This is a genomic window from Streptomyces sp. NBC_01439, assembly GCF_036227605.1.
Classification (GTDB): Bacteria; Actinomycetota; Actinomycetes; order Streptomycetales; family Streptomycetaceae; genus Streptomyces.
Map to the genome: position 1 here is coordinate 7315357 of NZ_CP109487.1, position 16976 is coordinate 7332332.

The 16976-nt window shown below is 67.4% G+C and carries 20 protein-coding genes and 1 tRNA gene; 12 read left to right on the top strand and 9 right to left on the bottom strand.

Annotation, left to right across the window (positions count from 1 at the left end):
• Nucleotides 1–61 precede the first annotated feature (61 nt).
• Nucleotides 62–1831 (bottom strand): SpoIIE family protein phosphatase, encoded by a 1770-nt coding sequence (locus OG207_RS33290; RefSeq protein ID WP_329103688.1) that lies wholly within the window; start codon nt 1829–1831, stop codon nt 62–64.
• A 105-nt stretch (nt 1832–1936) separates the two neighbouring features.
• Nucleotides 1937–2320, bottom strand: a complete 384-nt coding sequence (locus OG207_RS33295; RefSeq protein ID WP_329103690.1) for a hypothetical protein — start codon at nt 2318–2320, stop codon at nt 1937–1939.
• A gap of 121 nt (nt 2321–2441) precedes the next feature.
• Here OG207_RS33295 and sigJ point away from each other — a divergent pair, with 121 nt between their 5' ends.
• The 8 genes from sigJ (at nt 2442) to OG207_RS33335 (ending at nt 6878) form a co-directional block, all read left to right on the top strand.
• On the top strand, nt 2442–3392 hold the full coding sequence (sigJ, locus tag OG207_RS33300) for an RNA polymerase sigma factor SigJ (protein ID WP_329103692.1): 951 nt from the start codon (nt 2442–2444) through the stop codon (nt 3390–3392).
• Between the two features lie 458 nt (nt 3393–3850).
• A complete protein-coding gene (locus OG207_RS33305) occupies nt 3851–4108 on the top strand; it encodes a hypothetical protein (protein ID WP_329103694.1) in 258 nt (85 codons plus the stop codon).
• Complete coding sequence (locus OG207_RS33310) at nt 4083–4613, top strand: DUF6879 family protein (RefSeq protein ID WP_329103696.1); 531 nt, start codon at nt 4083–4085, stop codon at nt 4611–4613. Before OG207_RS33305 ends, OG207_RS33310 begins: the two co-directional genes overlap by 26 nt.
• Before the next feature lie 27 nt (nt 4614–4640).
• On the top strand, nt 4641–5489 hold the full coding sequence (locus OG207_RS33315; RefSeq protein ID WP_329103698.1) for a helix-turn-helix domain-containing protein: 849 nt from the start codon (nt 4641–4643) through the stop codon (nt 5487–5489).
• A gap of 117 nt (nt 5490–5606) precedes the next feature.
• Nucleotides 5607–5816 (top strand): hypothetical protein, encoded by a 210-nt coding sequence (locus OG207_RS33320; RefSeq protein ID WP_329103699.1) that lies wholly within the window; start codon nt 5607–5609, stop codon nt 5814–5816.
• Nucleotides 5816–6040, top strand: coding sequence for a hypothetical protein (locus OG207_RS33325; protein ID WP_329103701.1), 225 nt, complete (start codon nt 5816–5818; stop codon nt 6038–6040). The genes OG207_RS33320 and OG207_RS33325 overlap by 1 nt, the downstream gene beginning before the upstream one ends.
• Nucleotides 6041–6090: 50 nt before the next feature.
• A complete protein-coding gene (locus OG207_RS33330; protein WP_329103703.1) occupies nt 6091–6315 on the top strand; it encodes a DUF397 domain-containing protein in 225 nt (74 codons plus the stop codon).
• Nucleotides 6316–6395: 80 nt separating this feature from the next.
• The gene (locus OG207_RS33335) at nt 6396–6878 is read left to right on the top strand and encodes a hypothetical protein (protein ID WP_329103705.1); all 483 of its coding nucleotides are present in this window, start codon (nt 6396–6398) and stop codon (nt 6876–6878) included.
• Nucleotides 6879–6938: 60 nt separating this feature from the next.
• Here OG207_RS33335 and OG207_RS33340 read toward each other — a convergent pair whose 3' ends face one another.
• The 6 genes from OG207_RS33340 to OG207_RS33365 form a co-directional block, all read right to left on the bottom strand.
• Nucleotides 6939–8312: a DUF3987 domain-containing protein gene (locus OG207_RS33340; RefSeq protein ID WP_329103707.1), complete on the bottom strand. Its 1374-nt coding sequence runs from the start codon at nt 8310–8312 to the stop codon at nt 6939–6941.
• A gap of 394 nt (nt 8313–8706) precedes the next feature.
• The gene (locus OG207_RS33345) at nt 8707–9432 is read right to left on the bottom strand and encodes a hypothetical protein (RefSeq protein ID WP_329103709.1); all 726 of its coding nucleotides are present in this window, start codon (nt 9430–9432) and stop codon (nt 8707–8709) included.
• Between the two features lie 904 nt (nt 9433–10336).
• Nucleotides 10337–11248: a phage major capsid protein gene (locus OG207_RS33350; RefSeq protein WP_329103711.1), complete on the bottom strand. Its 912-nt coding sequence runs from the start codon at nt 11246–11248 to the stop codon at nt 10337–10339.
• Between the two features lie 14 nt (nt 11249–11262).
• Nucleotides 11263–11613 carry a hypothetical protein gene (locus OG207_RS33355; protein ID WP_329103713.1) on the bottom strand — a complete coding sequence of 117 codons (351 nt, stop codon included), beginning with the start codon at nt 11611–11613 and terminating at the stop codon, nt 11263–11265.
• Between the two features lie 338 nt (nt 11614–11951).
• The gene (locus OG207_RS33360; RefSeq protein ID WP_329103715.1) at nt 11952–12569 is read right to left on the bottom strand and encodes a hypothetical protein; all 618 of its coding nucleotides are present in this window, start codon (nt 12567–12569) and stop codon (nt 11952–11954) included.
• 61 nt (nt 12570–12630) lie between these two features.
• Entirely contained in the window at nt 12631–12783 is a 153-nt protein-coding gene (locus OG207_RS33365; RefSeq protein WP_329103717.1) for a helix-turn-helix domain-containing protein, read from the bottom strand.
• Between the two features lie 178 nt (nt 12784–12961).
• On the opposite strand from OG207_RS33365, the gene OG207_RS33370 reads away from it, so the two are divergent.
• Nucleotides 12962–13525: a hypothetical protein gene (locus OG207_RS33370; protein ID WP_329103719.1), complete on the top strand. Its 564-nt coding sequence runs from the start codon at nt 12962–12964 to the stop codon at nt 13523–13525.
• A 41-nt stretch (nt 13526–13566) separates the two neighbouring features.
• Nucleotides 13567–14802, top strand: coding sequence for a tyrosine-type recombinase/integrase (locus tag OG207_RS33375; RefSeq protein ID WP_329103720.1), 1236 nt, complete (start codon nt 13567–13569; stop codon nt 14800–14802).
• 88 nt (nt 14803–14890) lie between these two features.
• Here OG207_RS33375 and OG207_RS33380 read toward each other — a convergent pair.
• Nucleotides 14891–14978 (bottom strand) — tRNA-Leu (locus OG207_RS33380).
• Nucleotides 14979–15143: 165 nt separating this feature from the next.
• Here OG207_RS33380 and OG207_RS33385 point away from each other — a divergent pair.
• Nucleotides 15144–16469, top strand: a complete 1326-nt coding sequence (locus OG207_RS33385; RefSeq protein ID WP_329103723.1) for a M20/M25/M40 family metallo-hydrolase — start codon at nt 15144–15146, stop codon at nt 16467–16469.
• A gap of 129 nt (nt 16470–16598) precedes the next feature.
• Nucleotides 16599–16832, top strand: coding sequence for a chaplin ChpH (chpH, locus tag OG207_RS33390; protein ID WP_266598362.1), 234 nt, complete (start codon nt 16599–16601; stop codon nt 16830–16832).
• Nucleotides 16833–16976: the final 144 nt, after the last annotated feature.

Genomic DNA, 16976 nt, shown 5'->3' on the forward strand with positions numbered 1-16976 from the left:
GAAGCCCCCGCACCGGACCCGTCCGGTGCGGGGGCTTCGCCACGCCGGCCCAGGAATCGGCCTAGTGTCCCCGCCGTGCGGCGGTGCGGGCGGCCAGGACCGTGACGTCGTCCTCCGCGTCGGTGACCCGCAGCGCCGCGAGCACCGTGTCGATGACCTCGTTCAGGGCCCCGTCCACCGGTAGCGGAATGCCGGTGAGCCGTTGCAGGGAAGCCTCGATGTCCTCGCCCCGGCGTTCGACCAGGCCGTCCGTGAAGAGCATCAGGACACAACCCGGCTTGAGTTCGAAGGACGCGTCCTCGTACCGGCCGTAGCCGGTGCCCAGCGGCGGGCCCACCGGGACCGGTGCCAGGAAAGGGCCCTGCCCGCGGCCGATGACCATGGCGGGCAGGTGCCCGGCGCTCGCGTGGACGCACGTCCCGGCGGCCCGGTCGACCAGGACGAGCAGGCAGGTGGCGACCCGGTCCAGACCGCCCGCGAAAACGACCTGGTCCGCCTCGCGCAGGATGTCCGCCGGAGGGTTCCCGGACGCGGCCAGCGCGCGGATGAGGGAGCGGTAGTGGCTCATGGCGACCGCCGCCTCGACCCCGTGGCCCATCACGTCGCCCATCACCAGCAGGGTGCGGCCGCCGGGCAGCGCCAGGCAGTCGAACCAGTCCCCGCCCACCAGGACACCCGTGCCGGAGGGCAGGTAGCGGGAGGCCACTTCCAGGTCGTCGTGCGGGAAGGTGGGCTCGGACAGCAGCGCCTGCTGCAGTTCGAGGGCCATCCCCTGCTCCCGGGCGAACCGCTCCGCCTTGGCGAGACTGGCGGCCGCCCGCTCCGCCAGGGTGCGGGCCACGACGACGTCCTCGAGCCCGAAGGCCGGCGAATCCCCGGCACGCACCAGCGTGAGGGTGCCGATCGGGCGGTCCTGGGCGATCAGCGGGACCACGACACCCGAGTGGATGCCCGCCTCCCGGTACGCGGAGACCCGGTCCGCGCTCGGCGCCGCCCGGCTGAAGGCCTCGTCGGAGGAGAAGTTGCCCCGCCACGGTTCACCGCTCTCCAGGCACTGCCTGACCGCGGAGCCGGGCTGGTAGTCCACGTGCTCCCCGGCCGCGCCGAGCACCCGCACCCGCGGCGAAAGTTCCCGTACCGAGGCCACGGCGACCCGGCGCAGCCGTAGGGCCCCGCCGGCGGGCAGCCCCCCGCCCGGCCCCTCCCGCGGGATGAGCTCCACGCTCGCGGCGTCGGCCAGCCCGGGAACCAGGAACTCGGTCAGCTCGCGACAGGTGGTGTCCACGTCGAGGGTGGTGCCGACCCGCACCGCGGCGGTGTCCAGCAGGAGCAGGCGCCGGTTGGTGCGCGACAGCTCCCGCTGCCGCTCCCTGGGGGCGCTGACCTCCAGGCCGATGCCCGCCAGCCCCAGTACGCGCCCGTCCTCCTCCAGTCGGTGGTAGGTCCCCCGCCACACCCGCGACTCGTACGGGGAATCGGCCAGGGTGCGGCCCTCCAGGACGAGTTCCCGGGGGCGCCCGTCCCGCAGTACCTCGTGCAGCACCTCATCGGGGCGCTCGACGTCCGGCAGCACCTCGTTCAGCGTCCGCCCCAGCAGCGCCTCGGCGGGCAGGCCGTTCATCACGGCCATGTGCGGGCTGACGTACAGGTAGCGCAGGTCGGTGTCGAGCAGGGCGATTCCCGCCCGGGCCCCGTCGAGGACCTGCCGCAGCAGTCGGTACTCGCGCACCAGTCGGTTCACATCGGACGGATCGCCCGCCAGGGCGGCGGCGACCACCTCGTCCACGTCCTGGCCGAACAGCGGACGAGGGCCGGCACCCTCAGCCCACATCACGGGACCTCCCTCAGCCGGTCTGCCCCTACGATGTGGTCCCAACATAGCAAAAGGGCAGGTCAGGGCGGTATCGCGTCGCTCTGACCTGCCCTGTTGCACGGATCAGGAGCGGTGGGCCGACGGCCTGCGGCTCAGCGCGAGCAGGCTCAGGGCAAACATCAGGACACCCAGGGGGACATGGACCGACGGTACGCGCGCGATGCCCAGGACCACCTGCACCGAGGCGAGGACGAGGAACCCCGACGAGTAGAGGATCGGCCGGGGCGACCCGCCGCCCGGCCGCCACGCCAGCACCGCGGCGATCACGTACAGCATCGTCGCCCCGTACATCACGCGCGCTCCGATGCCGTGCAGCAGTTCGCCGTGGGCCGAGGACAGCAGCACCCCGGCGGTGACCGCCTGGAAGAGGATGGCCAGGGTCTGCAGGCCGACGGTGACCTGCAGGAAAGTGAAGGTACGCGGCTGCTCCGTCGTCAGAGTGGCCATGGTGGCGGTCCTCTCTTCTGCCTCACGGCGTAGATCGATAGGGTCTCGGTAGTCCGACGACGTGGGCCCGCACAATGTGAGGCGGGGCACCGGGAGGCGGGCCGGGGGAGCGGTCGTGAGCATGAGTACGTCGTCCACGCACGGGGGCGCCGGGTCCGATCCGGCCCTGGACGTGATCGTCGGGGAGCGGACGCACCTCACCAACCTCGCCTACCGGCTGCTCGGTTCGCTGGCCGAGGCCGAGGACGCGGTACAGGAGACGTACGCGCGCTGGTACGCGATGCCGAAGCAGAAGCAGGAGGCCGTCGAATCGCCCGGCGCCTGGCTGACGACGGTCGCCGGCCGCATCTGCCTGGACCTGCTCGGCTCGGCGCGGGCGCGGCGCGAGCGCTACGTCGGCGAATGGGTCCCCGAGCCGCTGCCCGACCGCGCGGAGTGGATCAGCGGGCCGGCGGGCGGCGGGGCCGGGCCGGTCGATCCGGCGGACCGGGTCACCCTGGACGAGTCGGTCAACATGGCCTTCCTCGTCGTACTGGAATCGATGACCCCGGCCGAACGCGTCGCCTTCGTCCTCCACGACGTCTTCCGCTACCCCTTCGCCGAGATAGCCCGGATCGTCGGCCGGACGCCGGCGGCCTGCCGGCAACTGGCGACGTCGGCCCGCCGACGCGTGGGCGCCGCGCAGGTCCCGACGGCCCCGACGGCCGGACAGGCCCCTCTGGTACGGAACTTCAAGGAGGCGTGGGAGGCCAGGGACATCAAGGCCCTCGTCGGTCTGTTGGCACCCGACGCCGCGATGATCGCCGACGGCGGCGGGCTGGTCGGCGCCGCCCTGCGTCCGGTCGAGGGCAGTGCGCGCATCGCCGAGTACCTGATCCAGATCGCCGACAGGGCTCCCGGACTGGAGCTCCTCGAACGCTCGGTCAACGGACGGCCCGGCCTGGTCGCCCAGCACACCGGGGTCACCGTGACCGTGGCGGCGTTCGAGCTCAGCGGCGATCGCGTCACCCGCATCTGGGCGGTCCGCAATCCGGAGAAGCTCCGCCCCTGGTTGGAGGACGGCCGGGGCTGAGTCGGTGCGCCCCCGGTGACCGGCACCGTTAGGAACGGCCGGTTCCACCGGGGCGCCGCCCGGCAGGGGACAACGAAAGAGCCGGCCAGAGTGACTTCACATCACTCTGACCGGCTCTTCCAGGTCGTTTGACCATGGTGTCCGAGGGGGGACTTGAACTCTCCACTCGGGCACCAGCTTCTTAGTTAGCTGACCTGCACGAATACCCCTGTGGAGGCTGTCCAGGGCCTACCACGGTTGGTCACCCTCACCTGCTGTTTCTGCCTGTTTCGGACCGCTGTTGGTCATGCGTTGGTCACGTGACCATCCCGGTCCGCTCCTCCTTACGGCAGGGCCTCCAGGCTGGCTGAGAACCGCTCTACAGCGGCCGTGGAGAGGCTCGCGAACCTTGACGTCGCAGTGCTCTCAGGACGAAGCTCGTGCAAGTTGGCGTAAGCCACTCGACACCGGAGGCAGTCATGGCACTACGGTTCATCGGGATTGATCCAGACACCGGGCAGCAGGGTTCCCCCACCGTTTGGGTGGACGAGGAGAAGGGGGAGCTGGTGCTTCAGGGCTGGAAGCCAGACGAGAAGCTGGAGGCTGAGTGTGCGGCGTTCGAAGCTCCCGGACATGCCCCGGGCATCCCTCCGCACGAAGCCGTGATTCGGATTCCGGCCCGCATGGTGCCGATGCTCAGGGAGGCGTGTGATGTCGCGGAACGAGCCGGGCTTTAACGAGCTCTTGGCAGCGGCCAAGCACTCGGCCGTGCACCTGGAGATGCGCGATTCGTACGGTGTCGGCGACGAGGCGGAGGACTACGAGCACTGGAAGCGCACGAGCCAGCGCGACGTGGACCCGGCGTCTGCCTACTGGGCACCGTGGGTTGATTTGATTCGCGGCACTGTGGCCCGAGGCGTAGTCGTCCGCCGCGCTCGGGTTGTCTCGGAACCGGTCACGGATTACATCCGGTACGAGCACGCCGGCACCGTGGTCAATCTCCACGCCGGGGAACAAGTCCGCTGGCTGCCCAGGCGGCAGGCGTCGGACATCGCGCTTCCCGGAAACGACTGCTGGGTATTCGACGGAGAGATCGCGCTCTTCAACCACTTCTCCGGAGATGGAAACTGGTCCGAGCCGGGCTGGGAGGTTCGCTCTGAACCGGCCGTGGCTCACATGGCGTCGGCCGCGTTCGAAGCGGTCTGGGAGCGCGGCATCCCGCACGAGAAGTACTCGGTCTGACCTCACGAAACATAGAAGAGCCAACTCATGTCCGCGTCCCCGTCATCCAGTGCCCAGGCCGCCCGCGAAGCCCTCGCTGCCCGCCTTGGGGCTCTCCGTCGAGATTCGGAGCTGACCGGGCATGAGCTGGCTCTTCGGTGTGGCTGGAGTCCAGCCAAGTCTTCGCGCATCGAGCGGGCCAAGACCCCCGCCTCCGATGCCGACATCCGCGCTTGGTGCAAGGCGTGCGGAGCGGAGGATCAGACCGCCGACCTGATCGCCGCGAATCGGCAAGCCGATCAGATGTACGTGCACTGGCAGAAGCTCCATCGCCACGGGATGCGCAGAGCACAGGAGGAAGTCGTTCCCCTGTACGAGGGAACCCGCCATTTCCGCGTGTACTGCTCGAACGTGATCCCAGGCATGCTCCAGACGGAGGCGTACGCGGCGGCCCTGTTGTCCACGATCGCCGCGTTCCAGGGCACCCCGGACGACTCGGAAACGGCAGCCGCCTCCCGAATTGAGCGCTCACGTGTCCTGCATGAAGGCGATCACCGGTTCGCCTTGCTCCTGGAAGAAACGGTGCTCCGCTACCGCATCGGGGACGATGCCACCATGGCTGGCCAACTCGGCTACCTGCTAGCGGTCATGGCCCTGCCGAACGTGAGCCTCGGAGTGATCCCCTTCACGGCTCAGCGGCGCGTCTGGCCGTTGGAAGCCTTCTATTTGTTCGACAGTCGACAGGCAAGCGTCGAACTGCTGACGGCCGCCGTGAACGTCTCGGCGCCGAGCGAAGTGGCCACGTACGCGAAAGCCTTCTCTGAGCTGTCCAAAATCGCCGTTCATGGGGCTGCTGCTCGGGCTCTGATCTCGGAAGCGATCAACTCCATCGGGTAGTTCGTGTGCAAGTTCATGCAAGAACGTGGATGCCTCGCCAGCACCCTCCCTAACGTCGTCCTCATAGCGAGCGACGGCGAGCACCGCACAGTGTGCGTGTGCGGTTAGGGGCGCGACATGGCAAGGGCGAAGAAGGCGAAAGCCCCGGAGTTCGATCGGGACGTGTGGGAGTACCTCACCTATGCGCCCGGACACGAGTGCTCCGCCTGCCACCGGCCCATCGGGGCCCTGGAGCCCGCCCTCCGAGGGGCCATCGACCGCACCTCGGGCGCGCCCGCCACCGTCTACCGGCACAACGAGTGCCCCGCCCGCGCGGTGGCCGCGTGATGGACATGCAGACCTGGCGAGACGGTCACACACGGGCCACCGACGCCGCCGAATCCCTACGCGCAGCCTTGGCGGCCCTCGGTGTCCCCGAAACCGCGTGGAGCGGCATGCGGCCCACGGTCACCTACAACGGCCTCGCTTACGTGCACCTGGGGATGCTCCCGGCGGACGTGGTGGAGCAGATAGCCGAGGCCATGAGGGCCACGAGGACTTCCGCCCACTGAGGGCGGGGGACGGCCCTCAGCGGGCCGTCAGATGATCAGGAAGGGCAACGATGACCGACCTGTACGCGCTCAACATCGACGCGGTCGCCTTCTCGAAGGCGTGCGGCGGCAACACCCACCCGGACGGCGAGGCGTGCGTGACCCTCGCCAAGATCGGCCCGGACGCGTGGGCCATGGGTGACAGCAAGCGGCCGGACGCCGAGCCGCTGCGGTTCACCACGGCGGAGCTGGACGCGGCGGGCATCGACCCCGCGCGGTTCGACCTCTCCGCCTGATCCCTGAGCACCACCTGACTGACGGCCCTGCCCACACGCCGACGGGCGGGGCCGTCGCCATTCCCCGAAACGGAGCGGCAGTGCACCACCACGGTTACGCATGGGTCGGAGAGAAGAAGGCGTTCGACAACGAAGCATTGCGCCGGCCTCCACATCCCAATCCGCCCCCGCCAGCGGCCAAGGAGGACGCGGCTGCTCAGCGGCTGGTGGATCGGTATCGGGAAGTGGTCGCGGAGTTCAGTGTGACGGGCCTCCCGCCCATGCAGACCGCTCACTGGCTGATGAAACCACCCGGGACGGTCAAGGGCACGTGGGAGGAACCGAAAGAGGCCGGGGAATGGCTCGGTCTCCAGTTGGCGGAGGCCGCGCCCCGGTTCGCCTCGGAAGCGGACCGGGAAGTGACCCGGCTGGTCCTTCTGGTGAAGGCGGCGGTGGAGCGGCTGACGTGGGGCGGGGATGTGTCACTGGGGCACTACCTGAACGGCACACTCTTCCATTCGGTCGCCCTGGTGACCTGTTCCCCGAACCGCTCCAGTCCCGAACTGCCCTGCCCGCTGGAGTAGTCGAAGCAACGAAAGAAGCCCCGGCCGATTGGCCGGGGCTTGATTCGTTTGGTCAACCGTTCAAAGCAGCGCGCGGAACGGGTTGGAACCGGAAACCGGAGCGATAGGCCGCTTCACCGGCATGCCCACGGGAGCTTGCTTCGGGGTCGGGCGGTAGGCGTCCATCTGGACGACCGTGGCGCGCTTCACGTCACGCTCCGCGCTGGCCGGCTGAGGGGTGGGAGCCTCGTTCGGCTGCTCTGTGTGAACGGGAGTGTCACCGCGGAGCGTGAAAACCGTCGCCGGTCGGCCTGTCTTCCCCGACCGTTCCACGGTGAAGACGATTCCGGGCAATGCCTTGACCTCTTCGGCGGTTGCCCCCACGTACGGGAGGACCTGGGAGGAGGTGGCCCGTCCGCCGTTCAGTTCGATCCGGGCCCGGACCTTGTCCGCAAGACTGAGCGGCTGCCGCTTCGCCCTCGGGGCGTCAGCCCCCGTGGTGATCCGTACCGCGTCCTGGACGGAACGGCGTACCAGGGTGAAGGCGGCCGACAGCATCTCTTCCGTGATGGACTCGGAGCACTCGGACGCTGCGAGGCACGCCGCGACCCTGAGCGTCTGCTCTGCGGTGCGTTCGATGAACACGGCCTGCCCTTCGGGGAGCGTCTCCCCCAGGATGCGGGCGTAGCGCCTTACGATCCGCCACAGGGGCCGGGCGTCCTCGGAAAGGGTGATCACACGGGGTCGGGCCGTGGCCCATCCGTAAGCGTCGGACAGCTCCCGTCCATCCACCTTGGGCAGGCTCACGCGGTCGTCGTCCAGCATCGGGACGGCGCCGAGCAGGAAGGGCAGGATGCGGTTATACGACCCTCCGGCCGCCTCCGACTCGCCTACGTACTTGGCCCAGTCGGACGGAGTGATGTGGGAGTGAAGGACCATGGCGGGATCGCGGATTTCCTGGGCCTCCTCCTTGGTGGTGTTGCGCAGAGTTGCCCCGTCCCAGGCAGCGCGGAGCTTGGTCGTGAACGACGGGTCACGCTTGACTCGCTTCAAGACCTCCGTCCATTCCTCTTCCACCACCAAGGCCCGGACATCCCGACCCCGTTCGGTTTCAGTGGTCGCTTCCTGCTGCTCCCACAGGTGATGGACGAGGCTCGCGCCGGAGGTGATCCCTGACGTGGTGTGCGTGGCGAGGAACCGCCCCAGGGAAGCGTCCAGGACGTGAAGCGCTGCCCGCAGCGCGGTCCCTTTCCCGCGCCCGGTACCGGCCACCAGAGCGGACCACAGCAGAACGGGGCGAGCGGAGCCACGGGAGGAGACCTGGACGGTTCCGCCAATGGCGGCCGACCACATCGACAGGGCCGCCACGTATACCCCGAGCGCGTCAGCTTCGAGGAACGGGGCGATCTTGCGGACGGCTCGGCCGATCGGACCGTAGAGAACGGGGGTGCTCATGCTGCTTTCGCTTCCTGAGAGTTGGTTCGGTTGAGAGGGGCGACGGACCGCCATCGGCGCCCCTCTTTGGTCTGCGCGCTGGGTTCCTTGGCTGTCTTGCGCAGCAGTGGGAGCACGTCGCCCCCGTCCGCCGGGATGATCACGGCGGTACAGCGGGACACCTTGTCCATGGGGACATGTCGCCTCACGGTGGCCACCGTGGCGGGGTCGTTGCTCACGATCCCCGTACGCTGCCTGCCCTTGGGCGTGGTCCAGGTGACCCATGAACCGGGCGTGCAGTCGCCCTTGGATGGCTTCGACTCGGCCCCGTACGCCTTGGCGCTCTTCCACACGCTCAGGTCACGGGCCCCGGGGCGACGGCCGCAGTCAGCGGCCGTCACCGTGGGCGCGACGCTCAGGCCGCTACCGCTTTTCCCTGGACAGGCTCCCTGTGGGCCAGCTCGAACGCATGGCGCACGTTCATCGGGACACGACCCTGGACGGGGAGGTTCGGCCAACCGTTCTGCCTCGCCCAGACCCGGATCACGCGGTTGCGCTCCCGCGTGCTCATCTCGGAACGGTCCACCTTGGCAGGCTCGGGAAGCGGGTCACCACCGACCAACTCACCAGCGCAGACAGCTCCCTTGAAGCGGCCCGGGGCCCGAACATCCATGCACGGGATGCCACGCTCGGACGCGTCCCGCAGCTTCGACCCGTTGCGATCCCCACCCTCACCCAGGATCAGCAGGACCGTGCTGTCATCGGCGCGGCCAACCACCTCGTAGCCCAGGTTCCGCACCGCTTCCCGCGCGCTCTCCCAGTCGTAGCCCGGAACCTCACCAGCCACCATCACGGACCGCACGGGGACAGGCTCGCTTGCGTCCTCGCTCACGCCCTCCGCTTCCCGCTCCGCCGCAACGGGCGACGGCTCACCCACGGGCACAGGTTCCGCAGGAGCACCCTCCGGCGCCCCCAGGGCATCCACGAGGTACAGACCGAAGGTCTCGGCGTGAGACCCGCACAAGTCCCACTCACGGGCACCCAGAGTCAGCGTGTCCGTGGCCTCTTGCTCGCTCCCATCCTTCGCCAGGTGGGCGTCACAAAGCGTCTTGAGAACGGAAACGAGCACAGTCTTACGCACGTCGGAATCCTTTGACTCGGGATCTGCAAGGCAGAAAATCGACCGGCCGGAGCATCGCTCTTACGGCTGCCGCACTCCTCGGTGCGACGTGATCAACATTGCCCATTCCGTATCTCGGGAAGATAACTAACAGATAACGAACATATAACTCTAATTCCATGAATACGGGGGGTAATGCCTTTAGTTTCCTTCGAAGGACCCGCCGGGGGTGCGTTCCTTCCATCGTTTGTTTGTCAATCAATATCGGGGTCATTCCCATTCGGTTCCGTGCATTCGGAACATGTTTCCGTGTCGTGCCGCCGACCGTCGCTCCACGGCTCCGCCGCCCCGTCCGTGGCCAGCCAGGCGACATGAAGACACCAGGTCAGCCAGCGTTCTGCTTCGTCGCCCTGGTCGCGACTCCCGCCTGGTTCGGACCCATGCTGAGCCCTGCGACGGGCGAGCTTCTTACTCATCACCGATCACCCACCCCAGCGCCCGCAGACCCTCCGGCGTGAGTCCCAGAGCCTTCGTCAGATGCCGGAATTCCATGAGCTGGGTACTGGATGCCCGGCCCTCAAGGGTCGCGGACCAATGGACGACGACAGCGGCCACGATTCCCGCCGTGGCGTCGTCCCATTGCGAAGCCTGCGGCGTCTCCCACAATTCAACCCAATAGGCCCGTTCATGCTCGGACCATTCTCGCCCCTTCGGGATGTCTGGAACGGGTAGGCAGTGGTCGATCGGCAGGACCGTAATCCTCTGGGCCTCTCGGTATCGGGAATGGGGTGAGATTGGGTTACGGGGCTTGGGCACGGTGGTGTCCTCCGGTTCTGGTCACGGGGAGTGGATGGCCGGCGCTGCGGAGCGTGAACGGAACGGGGCCCCTGCCTGTGCTGGCAGGGGCCCCGGACGGCTCGGGCGATCAGGCCGCAGTGGGCCACTCGACGGCGGCCTTGACGATTCCCTTGGTGGGCTTGGACTCATCAAAGGTCTGGTCCGACTTCTTCGTATCCAGCTCGGGGTACCGCACGATCTTGCCGCCGTACAGGTGGAGGGTGTCGATGTAGTCGGCCCGGTACTTCTCCGACTGGCCCTCACGGAAGCCGGAGAACTGGGAAGCGTAGGTGGCGAACTCCTTGTGTCCGGCCACGATGTCGACGCCGGTCGGCATGGCCGTGGTGCTCAGGATCGTGAAGCCCGCCAGACGCGCCACAACACCGTTCGCCGTCACGCCGCCCTCACCGTAGGCCGCAGCGTTGGCGACGGCCGGGTGTTCCACCAGGTAGCGCTTCACGCGGGGCGAGACGACCACGTACCGGCCTGCCGGGATGTCGTTGTCGTCCAGGGCCAGCATCATGTCCAGGATCGTGCTGTAGAGGCTCTGAGGGATGTTTCCTGCGGTCGGCTTGACGTTCGGGAGAGCCGTGGCGCCCTTGGCGATGAGGCCGCCCATGAACGTGTCGGCCTCCCGGGCGAGGGCACGGATCATCTGCTGGTTGATCGGGGAACTGAGGCCGCCTGCAACCTGGACACGCTCCGCGTCCTCAATGAGGACCTGGAGGTATCGCGCCTCAGTGATCGGAAGCTTCTGATCTACGGTCTCCGGCCGCTGTGCCGTCATGCCATCGGGAAGCTTGTACTCCCCAACGGTCGGCCGCAGAAGCGAGTTGATGTGGACAACATCGCCCTTCTTTCGAATTTCACCCTCGTACTTGTTGTTGGAGACAACCGGGGAAGCCCAAACCAGCAGCGGATCAAACTGGGTGAGCAGGTCGGCATCCCAGATTTCCGGGACGAATGAGTGACTAGCGGCAGACTGGTAAGCAAAGGTCATATAGGTACTCCTAGTTAGCGCTGACGGACGTCAAGGGAAACGCGGCGGGCAGGGGGCGGGCCGTTGCGGTAATGGCCGGTTCCGGCGATCTGGGGAAACTGCGGCTCCTGCGCCGCAGCGAGGGAAGCCAGGGCCTGACCAATGGCCTCGGCCGATGGATTTCCGTCCTCGTCAAGGAGCTTGGAAGTATCCAGGTAGTCAGTGAAACCGTCACCAAGCTTGATGCCGGCCTGGGCGGCCTGGACCCTGAGTTCGGCCTTGGCGAGCTTGGTGGCGTACTCGCGCTGCACCTCGGCCCGGACGGTCTCGGAACCGTCGGCCAGCACCTGGGCTGGAGAATGGGAATCAGTCTGTGCGTCGCTCACAGGCGACACCTCCTCAGAATCTAATCAAGTGGGAAGAAGTAAGGGCCGCTCCAAGGGCGGCCTTCTAACCTCACAAGAGGACAACGTAAGAGAAACACTGCCCCCCTTACCCCCCGCTGTGGACGTGTCAGCAGGCGATAAGGGGAGGAGTCTTTCTCCACGTTGTCCCCTCACAGGGAGGTGTCCGCAGAGCCTCATAACGACTTAGGAACTGCCCGGCCCGTAGGCCGTGCCAGAGGCACACCGCCGAGTGTGCATGGCCCCGGAGGGAAACCCCTCCACTAGCTCTGAGTTAATGCGACACGACAGGAGGGGGCGCCGAAGCGCCCCCTTATCAGTCATGTGCGGGCCGAGTTGACCGTGGCCCATATCTGCCGGTAGCCCGCAAGCTCCTGCTCCTTCAAGCCGACGAAGTCATAGACCAGGTTCCTGTTCATTCCCACGTTGACGCCATTGCGCCGGAGGCGCCGAGTGCGAGCCTTGGCGGGCTTCTGGTGCCCGTCGCAATACTTGCGGGGTCTGCCAGGCTTGCACGACGCTCCAGCGGCGTACAACGGCTCGTTGCAGCGATGCCATCTGCACCGCTCCGGAGGGAAGCTCCTGCGTTCCATCGAGAAGCCAGAACCGTGGGAGGTTCCCTCTGCGGTCTCGTCAAGGATTTCCGAAAGGAGGTCCGACGCTTCCGCTCCCGGACGCTCCTGCATCAAACCTCGCATCGCTTGGCAGCCGGCTTCCGGGTCGAAGCTGGGCAGTGCTGCGACGAGGGGCGTCACTACCAAAGGAACCATTCCGGTATGCGCAGCCGCTATCCGCTCGAACTCCGATTCCTCCCGGCGTGGCCAGCAGGCAGGCCAGTCGTTCCGTGCTTCCTCGCCAGCCGCCTCAAGGAGCGCATCCGCCTTCCGCTCCAGTCTGGCCCGCTCCCACTCGCCGGACGGCGGGATGATCTCGTTCACATAGTCCTCTCGGGAAACAGAAAAGCCCCCGGTTGCCTCGGGGGCGTCGTGGTCACTCTGTTCAGTTCTGGCGGTCTAGCCATTTGTCCAGGTCCGCCGGGCGGCACCGGAGGGACTGGCCGACCTTCCGGAAGGGGATTCCCCGGGCCTTCCAGTTCCCGTACACCCACGACTCGGGAACGTTCAGGTAGTCGGCCACGTCGTCAACGGTCATCAACTTTGAGTGCATCGGGCTCCCTTGCTCGCCGGTGGGCGACCGCTTCGCCCTGTTGCCGTCCGGCCGGAACCAGCATCGCTCATTCCGAACCTGCTGCGCTGCGTTCGGGGTCGTGGCGATCCTCACACTTTCCGAACAGGCTGCACGCTGTTCGGATTCTGGTAGGGTCGGTCTTGTGAACACACCAACATCAAACGAAGCAGGCCAGGAGTGGCAGCGTGACGGGTCGGAGATCGTCTGGACGAGGTTCTACGGTCCGTGGCGGGTCGAAGCCCGCTGCCCCGTCGCAGCGCCGTTCAACGGCCCCTCCGAGCTGACCATTCGCCTCGCGGTGGGCGGCAGTGGCCGAGAGGTCGAGGAGGGCATGGACGCGGCTCTGGAGACAGACGGCATCCCCGCCAACCTTCTCCGTCAGATCCCGCTAGCGGAGATCAAGGCAGGGGCCCGCGCGGCGCTCGCCACGCAGGATGACCGGGCCATGAACGAGTCCTACCCCGTACCGGCACGCTGCCGCACAGAAGAGGACTACACCCTCCTTGTGGCCGAGCTGGTCCGGATGCGCGCCACCGGCACCACCGCCCCCCAAGGAGAGCTGGCCGGCCGTCTGGGGATCGGCAAGGCCACCATGTCCGAGCGCATCAAACGATCTAAGGAACTCGGCCTCTGGGACGGACAGCGGCTTACGGACAAGGCGACAGCCCTCCTTACCCAGTGGTGGCGCGAGCAGGAAGGCAACTGACCCACGTGGCAAAGCGCGGTAACGGGCTCGGGGGGACTCCGGTGGAGATCCCGCGCAAGGGCCGACCGAACACCTGGGGCGTAAGAACGCCCCTCCACTTCAACAAAGCAACGGGGAAGCAGGAGCGCTACTGGATAGGCCGGGAGTACAAGACCAAGACCGAGGCTGAGAAGGCGCTGCGGCAGTGGCACACCGACCACGAGGCAGGGAAGATCGCGGCCCGCTCGGACATGAAGCTGGGTGACTGGCTCGACAAGTGGCTGAGTAACCATCGGAAGGAGGGAACGACCGTGGCCGGATATGAGACGAAGATCCGTCTGCACATCAAGCCGCACATCGGCGGCGTGAAGCTGTGCGAGGTCACGGACGACACCCTTGACGACCTGTACCGGCTGCTGGAATCCGTCCCGTGTCCGACGAACAAGGGCAAGCCCCTAGGGGCCAAGACTGTCCGGCACGTGCACAACATCCTGTCGGGTGCCCTCGGCGCTGCTGTGCCCAAGCTGATACCCGCCAACCCGGCGGCCACCGCGCACCCTCCCACGGCCCGAGAGATCCGCAAGCAGGAACGCGACTTCCCCACCGTGAACGACGGGCAGACTTCCCGCTTCCTGGGGTCGGTGTGGGAGCCGTGCGAGAACCGAGCCTGTGACGGCGGCCTGACTCACCACTGCCTCCGGGACGCCCCACTGTGGACCGTCTACGCCGCGACTGGCGTCCGGCGCAGTGAGGCTCTGGGTATGAAGTGGTCCCTCGTGAACTGGGACGAAGGGTCGATCGAACTGGGATGGGTGGTGGTCGAAGAAGGCAACGCCTACCGGCTGCGGAAGCTGACCAAGGACGGAGATGCCAACGCTCGGATCTATGTGGATCAGTCCGTGATGAACGTCCTCAAGTGGCAGAAGCAGCGCCAGGACGAGGAGCGGAAACGACTGGGACCCGCGTGGGTTGATCATGACCTGGTGTTCGCCCGTGACGGCTTCAAGCTCTACCGAGGTGAGGCAGGCGGCCCCCAGGACCCCGAGAAGGTCTCTGCCCGGTGGCGCACCCTCCGGACGCGCCTGCACCTGCCGGAGGACTTCCGAATCCATGACTGGAGGCACAGCAAGGTCACGAACGACCTGGAGGCCGGGGAGAACCCCGTAGAGGTCTCTGCGAACGTCCGGCACCACTCGCCGGGCTACACGATGGCCCGGTACGGGCACTCACGTAAGGACGGAGCGCGGAAGCTCGCCGCCTCCGGTGCGGGCCGACTCGGCCTGTCATCCCTGGTCTGACCTGGGGAATCTCTGGGCCGTTGGTCACGTGGTTGGTCACGCCACTGCCTGGAAAAGCAAAAAACCCCACATGAAGTGGGGTCTTAGCTGGTGTCCGAGGGGGGACTTGAACCCCCACGCCCGATAAAGGGCACTAGCACCTCAAGCTAGCGCGTCTGCCATTCCGCCACCCGGACAAGGTGTCTGTCTCGCGTCCCTCGCGGGCCGTTCCGACGTGGAAAACATTACCAAACATTCCGGGGTCCTCGATCACACCCCCCGGCGACCGAGGATCGCCCTTGGGGAGAGCGGCCCGGAGCGGGAGGATGGGGGTTCGGTACTGATCAGTGGGAGGAAGCAGCGTGAGCGAGTCGAGCACGGGCAGGACCGTCTCCGGCGAGGACGAGGTGGTCGACCTCTGCCGGGACCTCATCCGGATCGACACCAGCAACTACGGAGACCACTCGGGCCCCGGGGAGCGCAAAGCGGCGGAATGGGTCGCCGAGAAGCTCGCCGAGGTCGGGCTGGAGCCGCAGATCTTCGAATCGCACAAGGGGCGCGCCTCGACCGTGGCGCGGATCGAGGGGGAGGACCCCTCGCGGCCGGCGCTGCTGATCCACGGGCACACCGACGTGGTTCCGGCCAACGCCGCCGACTGGACGTACGACCCCTTCGCGGGCGAGATCGCCGACGGCTGCCTGTGGGGCCGGGGCGCCGTCGACATGAAGGACATGGACGCGATGACGCTGGCCGTCGTGCGCGACCGGATGCGCAGCGGGCGCAAGCCCCCGCGGGACATCGTGCTGGCCTTCCTCGCAGACGAGGAGGCGGGCGGCATCTACGGGGCCCGGCACCTCGTCGACAAGCACCCCGGCCTCTTCGAGGGCGTCACCGAGGCGATCGGCGAGGTCGGCGGCTTCTCGTTCACGGTCAACGAGAACCTGCGGCTCTACCTCGTGGAGACCGCCCAGAAGGGCATGCACTGGATGCGGCTCACGGTGGAGGGCACCGCGGGCCACGGCTCGATGACCAACAGCGACAACGCCATCACGGAGCTGTGCGAGGCCGTGGGCCGACTCGGCCGCCACCAGTGGCCGGTGCGCGTGACCAAGACGGTGCGCAGCTTCCTGGACGAGCTCTCGGACGCGCTCGGGACACCCCTGGACCCGGACAACATGGACGCGACGCTCGCCAAGCTCGGCGGCATCGCCAAGATGGTCGGCGCGACGCTGCGCAACTCGGCCGCCCCGACGATGCTCGGCGCCGGCTACAAGGTCAACGTCATCCCCGGCCAGGCGACGGCCCACGTCGACGGCCGCTTCCTGCCGGGCTACGAGGACGAGTTCTTCGCCGACCTGGACCGGATCCTCGGCCCGCGCGTGAAGCGGGAGGACGTGCACGGCGACAAGGCGCTGGAGACGGACTTCGACGGCAAGTTGGTGGACGCCATGCAGGGCGCCCTGAAGGCCGAGGACCCGATCGCGCGGGCGGTCCCGTACATGCTCTCGGGCGGTACGGACGCCAAGTCCTTCGACGACCTCGGCATCCGCTGCTTCGGCTTCGCTCCGCTGCAGTTGCCGCCGGAGCTGGACTTCGCCGGGATGTTCCACGGTGTGGACGAGCGGGTGCCGGTCGACGGACTGAAGTTCGGTGTGCGGGTGCTCGACCGGTTCATCGACAACGCCTGAGATTCGAGAAGGTGTGCGCATTCCACTGAGAAGAGTGAATGCACTCATACGCTCGTAGCCCCGGTGAACCCTCCTCGTTACAGGTGTTGCGGTCCGCGGCTGGGACCGCATTGCCTACTAGGAGGAACAATGATCAAGAAGGTTGTCGCCGCAGTGGCTGCCACCGGTGGCCTGGTTCTCGCGGGTGCGGGCCTGGCCCACGCCGATGCGGGTGCGCAGGGTGCGGCCATCGGCTCCCCCGGTGTCCTGTCCGGCAACGTCGTGCAGGTTCCCGTTCACATCCCCGTGAACGTCTGCGGCAACACGATCTCCGTGATCGGCCTGCTGAACCCGGCCTTCGGCAACACCTGCGTCAACGCCTGACGCGTCTGAAGTCTTCGGCCCCGGAGCGCATCCCGCGCTCCGGGGCCACCGGGCTTTCAGGCCCGAATTTCCTTCACTTCCGGCGCACCGGCGGGGGAGCCAGGTGGGCCGGGCCGTCGGACGACGGCCGAAACGCACACACCA

Bases quoted from the DNA above. Each gene is read 5' to 3' on its own strand.
- OG207_RS33290 (WP_329103688.1), bottom strand. From the start codon at position 1,831: ATGTGGGCTGAGGGTGCCGGCCCTCGTCCGCTGTTCGGCCAGGACGTG.
- OG207_RS33295 (WP_329103690.1), bottom strand. From the start codon at position 2,320: ATGGCCACTCTGACGACGGAGCAGCCGCGTACCTTCACTTTCCTGCAG.
- sigJ (WP_329103692.1), top strand. From the start codon at position 2,442: ATGAGTACGTCGTCCACGCACGGGGGCGCCGGGTCCGATCCGGCCCTG.
- OG207_RS33305 (WP_329103694.1), top strand. From the start codon at position 3,851: ATGGCACTACGGTTCATCGGGATTGATCCAGACACCGGGCAGCAGGGT.
- OG207_RS33310 (WP_329103696.1), top strand. From the start codon at position 4,083: ATGTCGCGGAACGAGCCGGGCTTTAACGAGCTCTTGGCAGCGGCCAAG.
- OG207_RS33315 (WP_329103698.1), top strand. From the start codon at position 4,641: ATGTCCGCGTCCCCGTCATCCAGTGCCCAGGCCGCCCGCGAAGCCCTC.
- OG207_RS33320 (WP_329103699.1), top strand. From the start codon at position 5,607: ATGGCAAGGGCGAAGAAGGCGAAAGCCCCGGAGTTCGATCGGGACGTG.
- OG207_RS33325 (WP_329103701.1), top strand. From the start codon at position 5,816: ATGGACATGCAGACCTGGCGAGACGGTCACACACGGGCCACCGACGCC.
- OG207_RS33330 (WP_329103703.1), top strand. From the start codon at position 6,091: ATGACCGACCTGTACGCGCTCAACATCGACGCGGTCGCCTTCTCGAAG.
- OG207_RS33340 (WP_329103707.1), bottom strand. From the start codon at position 8,312: ATGAGCACCCCCGTTCTCTACGGTCCGATCGGCCGAGCCGTCCGCAAG.
- OG207_RS33350 (WP_329103711.1), bottom strand. From the start codon at position 11,248: ATGACCTTTGCTTACCAGTCTGCCGCTAGTCACTCATTCGTCCCGGAA.
- OG207_RS33365 (WP_329103717.1), bottom strand. From the start codon at position 12,783: ATGACCGTTGACGACGTGGCCGACTACCTGAACGTTCCCGAGTCGTGG.
- chpH (WP_266598362.1), top strand. From the start codon at position 16,599: ATGATCAAGAAGGTTGTCGCCGCAGTGGCTGCCACCGGTGGCCTGGTT.